Below are 17,431 nucleotides of genomic sequence, written 5' to 3'. Positions count from 1 at the left end.
TTCAACGGCCGGTGAATACCGTCAGCACCCCCGTATAGCCATAGAGGTGATCCCTTGCGATCTCGCCGCCGGCAAAGAATCCAGCCAGCGGCAGGTCGCCAAGCGCGCGGCGTACGGTTTGCAGCTCGGCATGCGGCGCGCCGAAATGCGGCCCGCCCCGGCCTGAGCAACTGATGTAGAGCGCGCCACGTGCGCGGCTGCCGCCGTGTTCGATCTCCGTGCGAATCTCGGTGGCGACGCGCACCAGGTCCGCGCGCGCCGCGTCAGCATTGCGCATGCAGAAGGCCAGCCGCATGCCGGGCTCGACCATGTCGGCCAGCGCCAGCACGCGATGCTGCACGTCCAGGCCGATCAGGTGGCGCACCAGCGTGTCCGAGCCGAACCTGCCGGGCAGGACCGGGGCATCGTCGGCGGCTGAATTCAAGCCGGCCAGCGTTCCGGCCAGCGCCTGCGCCATGGTCTCCACCTGGGCGTCGCGCTCGACGCCCAGGTCATGCAGGATGCAATCCAGGGCCGGCTTGCCGTCCAGCTCGAACAGGAGGTTGTGATCGCTGCGCGTCACGGCACGCACCGGCCCGATCGGCTGGCAGCCCTGCGTGACGCGGGAGACCAGTTCGATTTCGGGGCCGAACAGCACGCCCGACAGCCCGCCGGAGAAGACGCCATCGGCAATATGCAAGGTACGGTTGCGGGCCGACGACAAGCCGCCGAACAGGTAACCGGTGGCCGTGCGCGCGCTCAGCTCATGCAACAGGTCCTGCACATCCGGCGTACTGCCCTCGGCATGCACCAGCGCGGTATGGGGAACGAAGCCGGAAGACGCCGGCGGCAAGGGCTGGCGCCCCGAAAACAGCTGGAACGCATCGCGCGGAAACGGCGCCGCCATCAGCACCATGGCCGGCTCGTCGAAATACTCCTTGCCGCTGGCGGATACGCCCAGGCCGACCGTGCCGACCCAGGACACGCCGGGCCAGTTCTGCTGCAGCGCGGCAAGAATGGCCTCGGCGGCCAGCGCATAGTAGTCGCTCAGATAGCACCAGCCGAGCGTGAGCGGCGGCGCGTTGTCTGCCTTCGCCTGGCGCAGGAAATCCTGCGTGTCCAGCTGGCGCTGGCAGTCGGCCAGCGCGACCTGCCACTCGACGTGGGCCGCGTCAGCGTGAACGAAGGAAAGGTCATGCATGGTGAGTTCCTCCGTATTCAGGCTGGCGACATCAATTGGACTCTCGCCGGCAAGGGGTGTTCAGCCCCCGTTCTGGCGGCCGGTCGCCTGCCGCAGCCGCTCCTGCACAATCTCCTTCTGTAAGGCCAGCGCCGCTCCTGTAAGCGAGGCCGTTATTCCGCCTTCGCCCCCGATTCCCGCGCCACCTTGCCCCACTTGTCGGTCTCGGCGCGGATAAAGGCAGCAAGCTGCGTTGGCGTCATGTCGCCAGCGGTCACGCCCTGCTCGTCAAACCGCTTCTGCACCTCCGGCGCCTTCAGCAGCTTGCCCAGCTCTGCCGATACGCGCTGCTCGATCGCAGCGGGCGTGCCGCGCGGCGCCATCAGCGCGAACCACGTGGTGACTTCGTAGCCCCTGACGCCGCTCTCCGCCAGCGTCGGCACGCCGGGATAGGCGGCGGAACGCTTCGCTGTGGTGACCGCCAGCGCCCGGACCTTGCCACTGCGCACGTGTTGCGACGCCGACGGGCTGGTCTCGATCGCCATCTGGATCTGGCCTGCGATCAGGTCAGTCATCATTGGCGCGCCGCCCTTATATGGCACATGCGCAATGTCGGTGCCCGTCAGCGCGCGGAACAGCTCGCCGGACAGGTGCTCGGTGCTGCCGATGCCGGCCGAGCCGTAGTTGACCTTGCCGGGATGCGCCTTGATATAGGCGATCAGGTCGGACACGGACTTCACCGGGATCGCAGGATTGACCACCAGAACATTGGGTGTCAGCGCCACCAGGCCCACCGGATCGAGGTCGCGCGTGAATTCGTAGGGCAGGCTCTTGTAGATGGCCGGCGCCATGGTGTGGGCGACGGTGGCCAGCAGGAAGGTGTAGCCGTCGGCCGGCGCGCGCGCCACGTTGGCCGCGCCGAGGGTGCCTCCGGCGCCGGGGCGATTGTCCACCACCACCGGCTGCTGCAGCGCCTCGCCCAGCTTCTGGCCGATGGTGCGGGCAAGGATGTCAGTGGTGCCGCCGCTGGCGAAGGGCACTACCAGGGTGATCGGCTTGGCCGGCCAGTTGTCCGCGGCGAACGCGGCGGGCGCGCCCAGCACAGCGGCACCGGCGAGGCCGGCCACCACGGCGCGGCGCATGCGCGAAACGGTTGTCATGCAGTCTCCTTTACGGGAAGTCATGTTGTTATGGAATGGCGGCTGCGTAGCGTCGCTTCCGCCCGTTTCTGACCGGTGCGACTCTACGCAGCCGCTGGCAAGCGCGCCATCGGGCGGGCGTTAAGAGGTCTTCAGGATTCGTGAACTGCGGCGGGTTTTCCGCTACCATGCGGGCAAATTGCGGCAGTGGGGACGCGACATGGAACTGAGGCAACTGCGCTACTTCGTCAGCGTGATCGAGCATGGCAGCATGGGCAAGGCGGCGCTGGAGCTGGGCGTGGTCACGTCCGCGCTGAGCCAGCAGATCAGCCGGCTGGAGAGCGAGCTGTCGACACGGCTGCTGCAGCGCACTTCCACCGGCGTAGTCGCCACCGATGCCGGGCTGGCCTTCTGGCGCCAGGCCCAGCTGGCGCTGCGCCATATCGACGATGCCGCGCTGGCCGCGCGGCAGGCGCGCCTGTCGGGCCATGTCAGCGTGGGCCTGCCGCCCAGCACCGCCGCGGTGCTGGCGCTGCCCTTCATGCAGGCCATGCGCGAGCGCTACCCCGACGTGCGGCTGCGCATGGTGGAGAGCCTGTCGGGCTACCTCGGCACGATGCTGAGCGCGCGCCAGATCGACCTGGCGGTGCTGTTCAGCGAGGAGCCGGCACAGCGCTGGAGCGTGCTGCCGCTGCTCGATGAGCGCCTGTTCGTGATCGGCGCCGAGGGGCTGGCCGGCATGCCGCGCGGCGAGCAGACCTCGGTGGCGGCACTGGGCAAGCTGCCGCTGATCCTGCCCAGCGGCTCGCATGGGCTGCGCGCGCTGGTCGCCGCCTGCTTTCGCCAGGCGAAGCGTGAGCCCCAGGTGGTGGCGGAGATCGACGGGCTGGCGATCCTGATGGACGCCGTGCGCGGTGGCCTGGGCGCCACCATCCAGCCGGGCGCGGCGCTGGCGCGCAGCCATGGCACGCCCTACCGCAGCATACTGGTCACCGACGCTGGCGCCACGCGGCCCAACCTGCTGGTCAGCCTGTCGGACGACGAACTGTCGCCGGCGGGGCTGGCCGCGCGCGTGGTGCTGGCGGATGTGGCCGCCACGCTGGTGCGCGCAGGCCACTGGCCCGGCGCGACGCTGCGCCCGCGCTGAGTCCGGCGCCGTCCCCCCGGCCGGGCTTCACGAAAGCTGAAGCCCTCTTGCCGGCACGCTAATGGCGGCTTGTCGCCAGGTCCGCCAAGATGGCGCCAGCAAGGAGACAATCCCCATGGTCGACGTATTGGTAATTGGCGGCGGCAACGCGGCCCTGTGCGCGGCGCTGATGGCGCGCGAAGCCGGGGCCTCGGTGCTGCTGCTCGAAGCCGCGCCGCGCGCCTGGCGCGGCGGCAACTCCCAGCACACGCGCAACCTGCGCTGCATGCACGACGCGCCGCAAGACGTGCTGGTCGATGTCTATTCCCAGGAAGAGTACTGGCAGGACCTGCTCAAGGTCACCGGCGGCATCACCGACGAACACCTGGCGCGGCTGGTGATCCGCGCGTCATCGACCTGCCGGCCGTGGATGCGCAGGCATGGCGTGCGCTTTCAGCCGCCCCTGTCGGGTGCGCTGCACGTGGCGCGCACCAACGCCTTCTTCATGGGCGGCGGCAAGGCGCTGGTCAACGCGTACTACCGCAGCGCCGAAGCGATGGGCGTGCAGATCCGCTATGAAACCCCGGTGGATGCGATCGAGCTGGACGGCGACCGCTTCGTCGCCGCGCGCAGCGGCAGCCAGCGCTTCACCGCGCGCACCTGCGTGCTGGCCGCGGGCGGCTTCGAATCCAACCGCGAATGGCTGCGCGAAGCCTGGGGCCAGAACGAACGTGGTGAATGGCCCGCCGACAACTTCCTGATCCGCGGCACGCGCTTCAATCAGGGCGTGCTGCTGCGTTACATGATCGAGGCCGGCGCCGATGCCATCGGCGATCCGTCGCAATCGCATTGTGTCGCCATCGACGCGCGCGCGCCGCTGTACGACGGCGGCATCTGCACGCGCATCGATTGCGTGTCGCTGGGCATCGTGGTCAATCGCGACGCCGTGCGCTTCTATGACGAAGGCGAGGACTTCTGGCCCAAGCGCTACGCCATCTGGGGCCGGCTGGTGGCGCAGCAGCCCGGGCAGATCGGCTATTCGATCATCGACAGCAAGGCCATCGGCCGCTTCATGCCGCCGGTGTTTCCCGGCGAGAAGGCCGACACGCTGCCTGAGCTCGCGCGCAAGCTGGGGCTGCCGGAAGCGGCATTCGTGCAGACCGTGCAGGACTACAACGCCGCCTGCCACGTCGGCACCTTTGACCACACCGCGCTGGACGACTGCCACACCGAAGGCCTGGCACCGGCCAAGACGCATTGGGCCAGGCCGCTCGACCAGGCGCCGTTCTACGGCTACGCGCTGCGCCCGGGCATCACCTTCACTTACCTGGGGCTCAAGGTCAACGACCGCGCCCAGGTGCATTTTGGCGGCAAGCCAAGCGGGAATCTGTTCGTGGCAGGAGAAATGATGGCCGGCAACGTGCTCGGCAAGGGATACACCGCCGGTGTCGGCATGTCGATCGGCACGGCCTTCGGGCGCATCGCGGGCACGCAGGCTGCATTGGCAGCAGGCATCAACACGGGAGCTGTCCATGCAGAAGCTTGAGGCCCTGGCGCGCGAGGCCGCGCAGCTGGCCGGGCAGGACGCTGCCGCCCCGGCGTCGCAATCCCGCGTCATCCGCGTGCTGCCGCTGACCGACAATGAGGCGGAGGTCGCCCGGCAGATGCAGATCTGCAATGCCTGCCGCTACTGCGAAGGCTTCTGCGCGGTGTTCCCGGCCATGACCCGCCGGCTGGAGTTCGGCAAGGCCGACGTCAACTACCTGGCCAACCTGTGCCACAACTGCGGCGCCTGCTACCACGCCTGCCAGTACGCGCCGCCGCACGACTTCGGCGTCAATGTGCCGCAGGCCATGGCAAAGGTGCGGCTGGAAACCTATAGCGAATATGCGTGGCCCGCGCCGCTGGGCAAGCTGTACCAGCGCAATGGGCTCACGGTGTCGGTGGCGCTGGCCTTCGGGCTGGCGTTGTTCCTGGTGCTGGCCGCCACGCTGGGCGGTGCGCTGTGGCAGACGCATGCCGGCGGCAACTTCTATGCGGTATTCCCGCACAACACGCTGGCGGCATTGTTCGGCGGGGTGTTCGGCTTTGCCGTGCTCGCGCTTGGACTGGGCGTGCGCCGCTTCTGGCGTGATGTCTCGGCCGGTACGGCGTCGGCACCCGCCGTGGCAGAAGCGGCCCGGAACGTGCTGGCGCTCACCTACCTCGATGGCGGCCACGGCGACGGCTGCAACGAGGCCAGCGACCGCTTCACGCTGGCGCGGCGGCGCTTCCATCATTTCACGTTCTACGGCTTCATGCTGTGCTTTGCGTCGACAGTGGTGGCGACCGGCTACCACTATCTGCTGGGCTGGCATGCGCCCTACCCGGTCACGAGCCTGCCGGTGCTGCTGGGCACCGCCGGCGGCGCGGGCCTGCTGGTGGGCCCGGCCGGCTTGCTATGGCTGAACCTGCGCCGGCACCCGATGCATGGGGATGCCCGACAGCGGCCGATGGACCGCGGCTTTATCGCGCTGCTGCTGCTGACCAGCGCCACCGGGCTGGGGTTGCTGGCGGGGCGCGGCACGGCGGCGATGCCGCTGCTGCTGGCGGTCCACCTTGGCGTGGTGATGGCGTTGTTTGCGACGCTGCCGTATGGCAAGTTCGCACACGGCATCTATCGCAGTGCGGCGCTGCTCAAGGCCGCGATCGAGAAGCGGCAGAAGAACAAGCTGCAGCTTGGCAGCGACTGAGTGGCAGCCATGCCCGCACAAGCCGTCCCCGCTCACGCATAAACAAAAAGCCGGCCCCCGACAGGGACCGGCTTTTCTTTGGCGCAGCCAGGATGTGAATCAATCCACCGTAGCGCCCGAAGCCTTCACCACCTTCGCCCACTTGGCCGTTTCCGACTTCATGAACGCGGCCAGCTGGGCCGGCTTTTCCGGATTGGGTTCGGCGCCCTGGTCGGCCATCTGCTTCTTCACTTCCGGCATGGCCAGTATCTTCACCACTTCGGCGTTGAGGCGGTCGACGATGGGCTGCGGCGTGCCGCCGGTGGCATACAGCGCGAACCACGAGGTGGCTTCATAGCCCGGCACGCCCGACTCGGCCACGGTCGGCACGTTGGGCAGCGCCGGCGAGCGCTTGGCCGAAGTCACGGCGATGGCGCGCAGCTTGCCGGCCTTCACGTGCGGATACGACGACGGCATGTTGTCGAACATCAGACCGATCTGGTTGCCCAGCAGGTCGTTCACGGCGGGGGCGCTGCCCTTGTACGGGATGTGCTGGATATGCAGGCCGGTCATGGAGTTGAACAGCTCGCCCGACAGGTGCATCGACGAGCCGCTGCCCGACGAACCGTACGACAGCTTGTCCGGGTTGGCCTTGACGTAGGTGATCAGTTCCTTGACGTTGTTGACCGGCACCTTGGGATTCACCACCACCAAGTTCGGCACCATTGCCACGCGCGTGATCGGTGCGAAGTCCTTGACCGGGTCATACGGCAGCTTGGAATACAGCGACTGGTTGATCGCGTGCGTGCCGATGGTGCCCATGAACAGCGTGTAGCCGTCGCCCGGCGCCTTGGCCGCCAGCGAGGCGCCGATGTTGCCGCCCGCGCCCGGACGGTTGTCGATCACCACCGGCTGGCCGAGCACCTTGCCCAGCTGCAGGCCGACGATACGGGCCAGGATGTCGGTGGTGCCGCCGGCCGAGAACGGCACGATCAGGGTGATCGGCTTGGTCGGGTAGCCGCCCTGTGCATGGGCCGCACCGGCAAAGCCGGCGATGGTGGTGGCCAGCGCCACGCCAGCGGCAAGCAGGCGGCGGCGCGTGGTGGAGGTCTGGGAATCTTGTCTCATCGGTAATGCTCCGGTGCTATATCGTTCCGGCGGTGATTGGGTACCGCGGGAGGTTGTGCTGAATGGCGTGATTGCCGTTCCCGAACGGATGGCGCGCACATGCGCGCCATCCGGTGGGCGGCCCGGCCACGGGCCGCCATGCGTGACGCTTGGCTAACGTCTCTTCTTGTTGAATGCTTGAATGCCGGATGCCGAGGCGCAGTGCTTACACCGGCGCAACGCCCAGCGTGGTGCCGCCGCACACGTACAGCACCTGGCCAGTGACGAAGCCATTGTCGGGCGACAGGAAGAACATCGCGGCACGGGCGACGTCCTCGGGCGTACCCATGCGCTTGACGGTGATGCTGGCCAGGATGCGTTTGGTTTGCTCGGCGCCTTCCGGATTGCTCTTGCGGAACAGTTCGGTGGCGATCGGGCCCGGTGCCACGGCATTGACGGTGACGCCGTCGCCGCCCAGTTCCATCGCCAGCGTGCGGGTCATGCCGATCAGGCCGGCCTTGGTGGCGGAGTACACCACGCGCTCGGCCTTGCCCAGCGCTGCGCGCGAGGCCATGTTGACGATGCGCCCGAAACCGGCGGCGCGCATCGCGGGCAGGCATGCCTGCGTCAGCAGCAGCGTGGCCTGCAGGTGCAGGCCGGTCACGTAGTCCAGGTCGGCAACGGTGGCGGTGTCGGCAGTGCCCGGGCGCGTGGCGCCGGCGTTGTTCACGAGGCGCGTGACCGCGAAGCGCGAAGTCACCTGAGCGGCCACGGCGCGCGTCGCCTCGGCATCGGTCAGGTCGGCCTGGAAGAAGGTCAGGTTCGGGTGCGACCAGGCCGGCTGCGCGTAGTCGACATTGACCACCTGGGTCACGCCATTGGCCAGCAGCATTTCACAGATGGCGCGGCCGATACCGGAACTGCCGCCAGTCACGAGGGTGGCTACGGGGAGGGACATCTTTGACTCACTTTCAAAACGACTGCGGTCTTACTCCCTCTCCCGCTTGCGGGAGAGGGTTGGGGAGAGGTCGGGTGCGTCGACGAAGTCAGTCGCCGCGGTATGCCACGTCCTGCCCTCTTCCCCGGCCCCTCTCCCGCACACGGGAGAGGGGAGCAAACAAGCGGCAGGGCTACCGACTCAAACCCGCTCGATCACCATCGCAATGCCCTGGCCCACGCCAATGCACATCGTGCACAGCGCGAAGCGGCCGCCGGTGCGGTGCAGCTGGTACATCGCGGTGGTGACCAGGCGCGCGCCGCTCATGCCCAGCGGGTGGCCCAGCGCGATCGCGCCGCCGTTCGGGTTGACGCGCTTGTCGTCGTCGGCCACGCCCAGTTCACGCAGCACGGCCAGGCCTTGCGCGGCGAACGCTTCGTTCAGCTCGATCACGTCGATCTGGTCCATGGTCATGCCCAGCTGCCTGAGCAGCTTCTGCGACGCCGGTGCCGGGCCGATGCCCATCACGCGCGGCGCCACGCCAGCGGTGGCCATGCCGACGATGCGGGCACGCGGGGTCAGGCCGTGCTGCTTGATGCCGGCTTCACTGGCCAGCAGCAGCGCGCAGGCGCCGTCGTTCACGCCCGAGGCGTTGCCGGCGGTCACGGTGCCGTCAGCACGGACCACGCCGCGCAGCTTGGCCAGCGCTTCCATGCTGGTGGCGCGCGGGTGCTCGTCGCGCTCGACCACGATCGGGTCGCCCTTCTTCTGGGCGATGGTGACCGGGGTGATTTCCTGCGCCAGCGTGCCGTCTGCCTGTGCGCGCGATGCCTTTTCCTGGCTGCGCAGCGCCATCAGGTCCTGGTCTTCACGGCTGATCTTGTAGTCGGTGGCGACGTTCTCGGCGGTCTCGGGCATCGAGTCCACGCCGTAGGCCGCGCGCATGGCCGGGTTGATAAAGCGCCAGCCGATGGTGGTGTCGAAGATCTGGGCATCGCGCGAGAACGCGCTGGTGGCCTTGCCCATCACGAACGGGGCGCGGCTCATGCTTTCCACGCCGCCGGCGATCATCAGGGTGGCTTCGCCGGCCTTGATGGCGCGCGCGGCGATGCCGGTGGCGTCCATGCCGGAGCCGCACAGGCGGTTGACGGTGGCGCCCGGCACCTCTTGCGGCAGGCCGGCCAGCAGCGCCGACATGCGCGCCACGTTGCGGTTGTCTTCGCCGGCCTGGTTGGCGTTGCCGTAGATCACGTCATCGATCGCCTTCCAGTCCAGGTTCGGATTGCGGGCCATCAGGGCCTTCAGCGGCACCGCGCCGAGGTCGTCCGGGCGCACCGCGGACAGGCTGCCGCCGTAGCGGCCGATGGGGGTGCGGATGGCGTCGCAGATAAAGGCTTCAGTCATGGTGTGTCTCTCTCTGGTTGTACGGGGTGCCGGCACTCAGGCCTGCTTCAGGGGAACGCCGGTCAGGCGCTGCAGTTCGTCGAAGCTCAGCCCTTGCACCAGGTCGCGCGCGACCAGGCCGTCAGCGGTCACGTCGAGCGTGGCAAGGTCAGTGTAGATGCGCGTCACGCAGCCGATGCCGGTGAGCGGATAGGTGCACTGCGGCACGATCTTGCTCTCGCCCTGCTTGGTCTGGTGCTCCATCATCACGAACACCTGCTTGGCGCCGATCGCCAGGTCCATCGCGCCGCCCACGGCGGGGATGGCACCGGGCGCGCCGGTGTGCCAGTTGGCCAGGTCGCCCTTCTCGGAGACCTGGAACGCACCCAGCACGCAGAAGTCCAGGTGGCCGCCGCGCATCATCGCGAACGAGTCGGCGTGGTGGAAGTAGGAGCCGCCCGGCTTGATCGTCACCGGCTGCTTGCCGGCGTTGATCAGGTCGCCGTCTTCCTCGCCGGGCGCGGGCGCGGGGCCCATGCCGAGCAGGCCGTTCTCGCTGTGCAGCAGGATTTCCTTGTCTGCTGGCAGGTGGTTGCCGACCAGCGTCGGCAGGCCGATGCCGAGGTTGACCACGGCACCTTCGGGAATGTCTTTGGCCACGCGGGCGGCCATCTGATCGCGGGTCAGGCGTTGCATGCTGTTTCTCCTGTGTTCGCGCTCAGGCGACCTTGACGACGCGCTTGACGAAGAGGCCCGGCGTCACGATGTGTTCGGGGTCCATCTCGCCCAGCTCGACCACGCGGCTGACCTGCACGATGGCGCATTTGGCGGCCATCGCCATGATCGGGCCGAAGTTGCGCGCGGTCTTGCGGTAGGTCAGGTTGCCCCAGCGGTCGGCGGTGTCGGCCTTGATCAGCGCAAAGTCGGCGTGGATCGGGGCCTCGAGCACATAGCCCTGGCCGTCGATGATGCGCGTTTCCTTGCCATCTGCCAGCGGGGTGCCATACGCGGTGCGGGTGAAGAAGCCGCCGATGCCGGCGCCAGCGGCGCGGATGCGCTCGGCCAGGTTGCCCTGCGGCACCAGTTCCAGCTCGATCTCGCCCGCGTGGTAGAGCGAATCGAACACATACGAGTCCGCCTGGCGCGGGAACGAGCAGACGATCTTGCGTACACGCTTGGCCTTGAGCAGCGCCGCCAGTCCGGTGTCGCCGTTGCCGGCGTTGTTGTTGACGATGGTAAGGTCGCGCGCGCCTTGCTCGATCAGCGCGTCGATCAGTTCCGCGGGCATGCCTGCGAGACCGAAGCCGCCAATCAGGATGGTAGCGCCGTCGTGGATGCCGGCGACCGCCGCCTCCACCGAGTCGTATAGCTTGTTGATCACTTGCGTTCCAGGTCGGAAGATCCGCCAGGCCACCGGAGCGGGCCGCAAGGCGCGGCGCATGAAGGGCTGTCTCCGGAAGTCCCGCCGGAAGGATGTTCGTCGCGGCCCCGCGGCTTTTTTGTCGCGTTCGCCGCCCGTTGAACGGTCCAGCAGTCTGCGTGATGTTATAGCGGCTGTGTTCGCCGCTAGCTCGATATTCGCGAGGTGTTCGCTATAAGAACTTGAATTCGCAGAATGAACAGGTTACACCTGCGCGAAGGAGAGGGTCAAGCCAGGGCGGAGGGCGACGCTAACGCCGTGGGCGATTAACGCGCAGCGTGATGCAAGCGCCCCGTGTAGGACGGAACCCACAGCATAATCGGCTCGCACTCGATATGGACGCACCGCCGCGCGGCCTATCTTTGAATCAGAACAAGGCAGCATCGCCTGGCAGCCACCGGACCACCCGGCTGAGCGCGCTGCCGTAACGCGAAACAAGACGCGAAATAAAAGACAAGAGCACCAGACAAGAACGAGGAGCCCGCCATGGCTACCGCCAACATCCCCTATTCATCCACCAGTCATGCCGCAGCCCTTGCGCGCATCCTGCGTGTCACGCAACAGGCGTGGGAACTGGGCCAGCATCAGGATCGACTGCAACCCCGGGCGCCAGCGCAGGCCCCGCTGTCACGCCGTGCCCGCCTGGCCCTGGCGGCCGCACGCGCCTTTGAAGCACAGGTGATGGCGATGCGTTGCCAGCAGGTCCTTGTCGGCTGACGGGGGGCCAGCCCCATCGCCCCACATCGCACTACGCCGCGGCCGTCACGCCAGTCAGCATCACCCTGCTGCCGCCAATCCCGGGGCGCACCTCCAGCCGCACGTCAATGCGCTCACGCAGTTCCGTGACGTGCGAGATGATCCCCACCAGCCGTCCCGCCTGCTGCAGGTCCAGCAACGTGCGAATGGCGAAGTCCAGGCTCTCGGGATCGAGCGTGCCAAAGCCCTCGTCGACAAACAGCGTGTCGAGCTGGATGCCGCCCGCGCGCGACTGCACCACATCGGCCAGCCCCAGCGCCAGCGACAACGACGCGAGAAAGCCCTCGCCGCCTGACAGCGTATTGGCCGGCCGCGCCGCGCCGGTATCGTGGTCGAACACTTCGATATCCAGTCCGCCCGCACTGCGCTGGTCGGCCTGCTCGCGCACGCGCTGCAGCACGTAACGGCCGCGGCTCATCGCTAGCAAGCGCGCCGACGCAGCTTCCAGCACCTCATCGAGCAGCGTGGCCAGCACGAAGCGCTGGAACGTCATGCGGCGCGGGTTGTTGCCGTTGGCGACTTCGGCCAGCCGGCCCAGCACCGCGTAGCGTGCCTCGATGTCGCGCCCCTGCGCGTCCAGCTGCTGCAGGCGCAGTTGGCACTGCCGCAGCGTGTCGCGCGAACGGCCGCGTTCGGCCTGTTGCCGGACCAGGGCTTCCACCGCGGCTGCCGACGCATCCCGCGCTGCGCGCAGGCCGTCCAGGTCCGGCGCGTCCAGCGTCTGCGCGGCGGCCTCGGCGCGTTCGCGCCGGTCGCCGGCTGTGGCCAGTTGGGTATCGAACGCGCGCAGCGTCGCGTCGAGCGCCTGCATGGCATCGTCGCCAAGACAGGCGGCGGCGTGGGCCGGTTCATCGGCAAAGCCTTGTTGCGCGAGCGCCCGCACCAGCGCGGCTTCGGCCTCGGCCAGGCGGTTCGCCGCCTGCGCCTGTGCCTGCTGTGCCGAAACCAGTCCGGCCTGCGCCCCTGCTGCGTCCGCCGCGGCCTGGCGCTCGGCCGCCTGCGCGGCGGCCAGCGCCTGTTCCAGCGCAGCTAGCATGGCCTGCGCCTGGCGCAGGGCCTGGCCCAGCGCCACAGGGTCGCGTGAATCCTCAGGGAGCTGCGTGCTGGCGGCCTGCCATTCGCCACGGCAGTGGGCCAGCGCCTGGGCAGCGGCCTCGGCGGCGGCTGCGGCATCGCGGCTGGCGGCTTCCGCCGCGGCGAGCGCCGTGCGGCAACTGACGATGGCGGCTTCGCGTTGCGCAAGGCTTGCCGCCGCTTGCCGGCCACCGGCCCATGCCGCTTCCAGCGCCGTGATCTCCGCCTTCAGCTTGCGGGCGGCCTCATCGCCAACCCCGCCGACCTCCCCCAGCGCCTGCGCCAGTTCGTCCAGCCGCTCGCGCGCCTGGGCAATGGCGGCTTGTGCCACCTGGTGCTGGCCGGTGCAGCGCACCACCTGGGACTCGGCCTCGAGCGCGGCGTGGCGGGCCTGCTCCAGCGCCTGGTCCGACAGCGGCGCCGCCACATGCTGCGCGGGCGCGGGGTGCGCCGTGCTGCCGCAGACCGGGCAGGCATCGCCCGCTGCCAGGCTTGCGGCCAGCCGCGCGGCCTGCCCGGTGCGCCAGGCGGCTTCCGCTTCGGCCAGCGCGGCGCGGCACTGCTCGCGCTGGCGCAGGGCTTGCTGTTCGGCCGCGGCGGCGGTGACGGCCTGCGCGTTGGCGGCATCGAGCGTCCGGGCAGCTTGCTGATGACGGTCAAGCTGCCGCGCGCGTTCCTGCCATGCTGCCAGCTGCAACGCCGTGGCCTGTGCCTGCGCTGCGGCAAGCTGGCCTTGCGCCAGCGCGGACTGCGCGGCAACGGCATCGGCTTGCCGCGTGGCGAGCTGTGCGGCGGCGCGTTCGCGCGCGGTGGCGGCTGCCACCTGCCTGGCTTCGGCCGCCTGCAGCGCGGCCAGTTGCGCACCCAGCTGCTGCGCGCGCGGCAGCATGTCTGCCAGCTGCGAAACCCGCCGCTGCGCGGACTGGCGCGCTTCAGCGCGTGCCGTTTCGGCCTGCAATGCGGCAGCCGCCTGTGTGGCCTGTTGCGCGGCGCGCGCCGCCTGCTCGCCGGCCTGCGTCAAGGCCACCGCGCTGGCGGCCTGGTCGCGCTGCGCGGCTTGCCATGCCTGCAGTGCCGGCCTGACACGCGCGGCGCGCTGGGCGGCGTGCAGGCGCGCGCGCTCATCCTCCATGGCTGGCCGGCGCGCCAGCAGCGCCGCGTGCGCGGCCTGCGCCTGCTGGCGCTCCTGCAGGCGCGCCGCCACCTGCTCACCGGCACCCAGCGCCGCCTGCGCTGCGGCCAGCGTGGCGCGCGCGCCCTGTTCCTGCCCTTGCAGTGCTTGCAACTCGGCCTGCAATGCCTCGACCCCCTCTGCCAGCGCCTGCGCCGATTCCACGCCAACTTGCCGCAGCGCCTCGTCGCGCTGGATGGTGATGCGCTCGGCATCGCGGCGGATGCCGGCGGCCTCGGCCTTCAGCAGCTCTTCCACGCGCCGGTACAGCTCGGTGCGGAACAGGCGCTCCAGAATGGCCTGACGCGCCTGCGAACTGGCGGTCAGCAATTCACGGAAGCGCCCCTGCGGCAGCACGATCACCTGGCGGAACTGCGCACTGTCGAAGCCCAGCAAGTCGCGCACGGCATCGCTGACCTTGGCCGGCTGGCCTGCCTTGCTGACCCAGTCGTTGCCGTCATGCAGGTCCAGCTGCGCCCTGGCCGGCTCGGTCACCCAGCCCTCGCCACGCTGCTTGGGCCGCTCCTGCACGGGCGAGCGCACCACGCGCCAGCGCTGCGCGCCAAGGCTGAACTCCAGCGTCACCTCGGTGCGCAGCGCGGGCGCGGCGTTGGCGCTGCGCATGGCCTGCGCACTGCGCTCGCCGCCGGAGGTATCGCCGTACAGCGCAAAGCAGATCGCGTCGAGCAGCGTGGTCTTGCCCGCGCCGGTCGGGCCGTGGATCAGCACGAAGGCCTGCTCGCCCAGCCGCGTGAAATCGACCTGCTCGGTCGCGGCAAAGGGGCCGAAGGCCTGCAGCGTCAAATGCAGTGGCCTCATGCCGACTCCCGGTCCGCTGCAACGATGCCGGTCAGCACCTGGTCAAGCACTGCACGCTGGTCCGGGTCCAGCTCCGCATCCGCCACTTCGCGAAAGAAGCTGGCAAAGAGCTCGCCAGTGCCCAGCTGCCGCAGCTTGCGCCCGGCCTCGGACGCCGTGCCAGTGCGCGCCAGCACCGTGCGCTCGATCGCGAGGGCGTTGGGGTAGACCTGCCGCAGCCTGGCCATCGGGTCCAGCAGCGCGCCGGTATCGGTAAGCCGCGCGTGGATGTAGTCATCGCGTTGCGGATCGCCGGCTGCCTCTGCCAGCACTTGCGCCAGTTCGCCTTCCACCACCCGCACGTCACGCAGCGCCTGCAGCGGCACCGGCGTGATGGCAACGGCCCCGTCCGCACCCAGTTCGATGCGCGACACCGACTTGTCGTGCGCGCACTCTGACAGCGAATACTTCAGCAACGAGCCCGCATAGTGGATACGCCCGCCGCCCAGCGTCTGCGGCCGGTGCAGGTGGCCCAGCGCAACCAGGTCGAAACCGGCGAACAGGTCCGCGGCCACCGCGCCGCTGCCGCCCACCGACAACGGGCGTTCCGATTCGCTCGCCGCGCCGCCCACCACAAAAGCATGGCCCACCACCACGGCACGCACGCCTGGCGGATGCACCGCGCGGATGGCATCGAGCTGCGCGCGCAGCGCGGCTTCATGCGATGGCAGGTCGGTGCCGATGGCATCGCGCACCACGGCAGGCTCCGCATAAGGCAGGGCGTAGATGCGCACCTCGCCGTGCGCGTCGTGCAGCGTCACGCAGGCAGCCTCGGCCAGCGTGCGGCCGGCCACGTGCAGGCCCTGGGCCCGCATCAGCCGCGCGCCGAATTCCAGCCGCTGCGCGCTGTCATGGTTGCCGGCGATCATCACCACCGGCACGCCGGTGTCGACGACGATGCGGCCCAGCACGTCATCGAGCAAGGCCACCGCTTCTGGCGGCGGCACGGCGCGGTCGTAGACGTCGCCGGCGATCAGCACGGCGTCGGGGCGTTCGGTGCGGACCAGTTCAACAAACTGGTCAAGGATATGGGCCTGGTCTTCCAGCAGGCTGCGCGCATGGAAGAGCCGGCCGAGATGCCAGTCGGCGGTGTGAAGGAAACGCAATCCGGGGTCCGATTGAAGAAGGGGCGAAACCCGCATCATAATGCGTTGCGCACTGCCCGCCCGTTCAGCAACGGCTCAGGCGTGCGCGCGCGCTCAGGCCGGCTCGGCCTCGCTGTCGGCGATCTGGTACTTGCGCATCTTTTCCCACAGCACCTTGCGGCTGATGCCCAGGCTCGCCGCCGTGTCCTGCCGCCGCCAGCCATTGGCATCGAGCGCGGCCAGGATGCGGCGGCGTTCTTCCGTATCGGCACGCAGGTCGTTGCGCTCGCCGCCATCAAACGCACCCGGATGCAGCGAGCGGAACAGCGGCCGGATGCGCTCTTCATCCCAGTGCCCGGTCTGCTGCACGGTGATGCCCACGCGCTCGGCCAGATTGCGCAGCTCGCGCACATTGCCGGTGAAATAGGCGGTGCCGACCGCGCCCTTGAGCCAGTCCGGCATCGGCGGCAACGCGTCGAAGCCGGATTCCCCCAGCATATGGCGCAAGAACGACTGCAGCAGCGCCACCTTGTCGGCCAGGCCACGCTCTTCCAGGCTGGGGATGCGCATCTCGATCACCGCCAGGCGGAAGAACAGGTCGGCGCGGAAGCGCCCCTGCCGTACTGCATCGCGCAGGTCCTTGTTGGTCGCCGCCACCAGCCGGAAATCCAGCTTGACCGCCAGGGTCGAGCCCAGCCGCGTGATCACGTTCTCTTCCAGCACGCGCAGCAGCTTGACCTGCTGGAACAGCGGCAGGTCGCCGATTTCATCGAGAAACAGCGTGCCGCCGTTGGCCTGCTCGAAATAGCCGCGGTGCGCAAAGGAGGCGCCGGTGAACGCGCCCTTGGCATGGCCGAAGAACTGCGACTCGAACAAGCCGTCAGGGATCGCGCCGCAGTTGACCGCGACGAACGGCCCCTTTCCGTAGGTGCCGTTGCGCTCGTGAAACAGGCGCGCGATGCGTTCCTTGCCCGCACCGGTTTCGCCATACAGCATCACGCTGCTGCCGAAGTCGGCAAAGGTTTCCACATGCTGCAGCAGCTGGCGCATCGCCGGCGAACCGGCCACCAGGTCGGCCTCGCGTTCGCTTGGCGCGTCCGTGGCCAGCAGTTGCGGCAGCAGCTTGCCGATCTGGCTGCGCAGGTCGGCGCCGGTGAAGTCATCGGCAAGGATATGCGCGTACTCCGGCGGAAAGCGGCCGGGATCGGCCTCGCGGCCCGGGCCGGCCACCCAGATCACCGGCATGCCGTGCGCGGCCTCCCAGTCCAGCGAGAAGCGCGCCGCGCCGATCACCGACACGCTGATCACCGCGATGCAGGGCTTCAGGCGCGGCTCGGCAGGCAAGGCATCGAGCGCGCCGGCGCGGATCACGTCCACGCCCAGCGGCGCCAGGAAACGCGTGACGCGGTCGGCAATCTCGTACTTGCCTTCCCACACGTAGACTTCAAGGTTTTCGTAGGCCCAGCGGTCTGTCTTCATTCGATTTCTGCCATCAGGCGGTTTGG

At 68.9% G+C, this 17,431-nt stretch carries 14 protein-coding genes; 4 read left to right on the top strand and 10 right to left on the bottom strand.

Annotated features, from left to right (window positions below):
- Position 1: 1 nt before the first annotated feature.
- Both A3A5_RS0123005 and A3A5_RS0122995 read right to left on the bottom strand, forming a co-directional pair.
- Positions 2-1,180, bottom strand: a complete 1,179-nt coding sequence (locus A3A5_RS0123005; protein ID WP_018312853.1) for an FIST N-terminal domain-containing protein — start codon at positions 1,178-1,180, stop codon at positions 2-4.
- A gap of 152 nt (positions 1,181-1,332) precedes the next feature.
- A complete protein-coding gene (locus tag A3A5_RS0122995; RefSeq protein WP_018312851.1) occupies positions 1,333-2,319 on the bottom strand; it encodes a tripartite tricarboxylate transporter substrate binding protein in 987 nt (328 codons plus the stop codon).
- 199 nt (positions 2,320-2,518) lie between these two features.
- Here A3A5_RS0122995 and A3A5_RS0122990 point away from each other — a divergent pair, with 199 nt between their 5' ends.
- The 3 genes from A3A5_RS0122990 (at position 2,519) to tcuB (ending at position 6,156) form a co-directional block, all read left to right on the top strand.
- Positions 2,519-3,445 carry a LysR family transcriptional regulator gene (locus A3A5_RS0122990; RefSeq protein ID WP_018312850.1) on the top strand — a complete coding sequence of 309 codons (927 nt, stop codon included), beginning with the start codon at positions 2,519-2,521 and terminating at the stop codon, positions 3,443-3,445.
- A gap of 115 nt (positions 3,446-3,560) precedes the next feature.
- Positions 3,561-4,970, top strand: a complete 1,410-nt coding sequence (gene tcuA / locus A3A5_RS0122985; protein WP_018312849.1) for an FAD-dependent tricarballylate dehydrogenase TcuA — start codon at positions 3,561-3,563, stop codon at positions 4,968-4,970.
- The gene (gene tcuB / locus A3A5_RS0122980) at positions 4,957-6,156 is read left to right on the top strand and encodes a tricarballylate utilization 4Fe-4S protein TcuB (protein ID WP_018312848.1); all 1,200 of its coding nucleotides are present in this window, start codon (positions 4,957-4,959) and stop codon (positions 6,154-6,156) included. The genes tcuA and tcuB overlap by 14 nt, the downstream gene beginning before the upstream one ends.
- Positions 6,157-6,255: 99 nt before the next feature.
- On the opposite strand, the gene A3A5_RS0122975 is transcribed toward tcuB, so the two are convergent.
- From A3A5_RS0122975 to A3A5_RS0122955, 5 genes are all read right to left on the bottom strand, one after another.
- A complete protein-coding gene (locus A3A5_RS0122975) occupies positions 6,256-7,263 on the bottom strand; it encodes a tripartite tricarboxylate transporter substrate binding protein (protein ID WP_018312847.1) in 1,008 nt (335 codons plus the stop codon).
- A gap of 205 nt (positions 7,264-7,468) precedes the next feature.
- Positions 7,469-8,200, bottom strand: coding sequence for an SDR family NAD(P)-dependent oxidoreductase (locus A3A5_RS0122970; protein ID WP_026201028.1), 732 nt, complete (start codon positions 8,198-8,200; stop codon positions 7,469-7,471).
- 180 nt (positions 8,201-8,380) lie between these two features.
- Complete coding sequence (pcaF, locus tag A3A5_RS0122965; RefSeq protein ID WP_018312845.1) at positions 8,381-9,583, bottom strand: 3-oxoadipyl-CoA thiolase; 1,203 nt, start codon at positions 9,581-9,583, stop codon at positions 8,381-8,383.
- A gap of 36 nt (positions 9,584-9,619) precedes the next feature.
- Positions 9,620-10,258: a CoA transferase subunit B gene (locus tag A3A5_RS0122960; RefSeq protein WP_018312844.1), complete on the bottom strand. Its 639-nt coding sequence runs from the start codon at positions 10,256-10,258 to the stop codon at positions 9,620-9,622.
- Positions 10,259-10,280: 22 nt separating this feature from the next.
- A complete protein-coding gene (locus tag A3A5_RS0122955) occupies positions 10,281-10,943 on the bottom strand; it encodes a 3-oxoacid CoA-transferase subunit A (protein WP_018312843.1) in 663 nt (220 codons plus the stop codon).
- Between the two features lie 525 nt (positions 10,944-11,468).
- Here A3A5_RS0122955 and A3A5_RS0122950 point away from each other — a divergent pair.
- Positions 11,469-11,699 (top strand): hypothetical protein, encoded by a 231-nt coding sequence (locus tag A3A5_RS0122950; protein ID WP_018312842.1) that lies wholly within the window; start codon positions 11,469-11,471, stop codon positions 11,697-11,699.
- A 31-nt stretch (positions 11,700-11,730) separates the two neighbouring features.
- Here the strand turns inward: A3A5_RS0122950 and A3A5_RS0122945 are convergent, their stop codons facing one another.
- The 3 genes from A3A5_RS0122945 to A3A5_RS0122935 form a co-directional block, all read right to left on the bottom strand.
- A complete protein-coding gene (locus tag A3A5_RS0122945; protein WP_026201027.1) occupies positions 11,731-14,802 on the bottom strand; it encodes an AAA family ATPase in 3,072 nt (1,023 codons plus the stop codon).
- On the bottom strand, positions 14,799-15,947 hold the full coding sequence (locus A3A5_RS0122940) for an exonuclease SbcCD subunit D (protein WP_018312840.1): 1,149 nt from the start codon (positions 15,945-15,947) through the stop codon (positions 14,799-14,801). Before A3A5_RS0122940 ends, A3A5_RS0122945 begins: the two co-directional genes overlap by 4 nt.
- 93 nt (positions 15,948-16,040) lie before the next feature.
- A complete protein-coding gene (locus tag A3A5_RS0122935) occupies positions 16,041-17,405 on the bottom strand; it encodes a sigma 54-interacting transcriptional regulator (RefSeq protein WP_018312839.1) in 1,365 nt (454 codons plus the stop codon).
- Positions 17,406-17,431: the final 26 nt, after the last annotated feature.

Source organism: Cupriavidus sp. UYPR2.512, assembly GCF_000379565.1.
Lineage (GTDB): Bacteria > Pseudomonadota > Gammaproteobacteria > Burkholderiales > Burkholderiaceae > Cupriavidus.
This window is presented reverse-complemented; position numbering and strand designations above follow the sequence as displayed.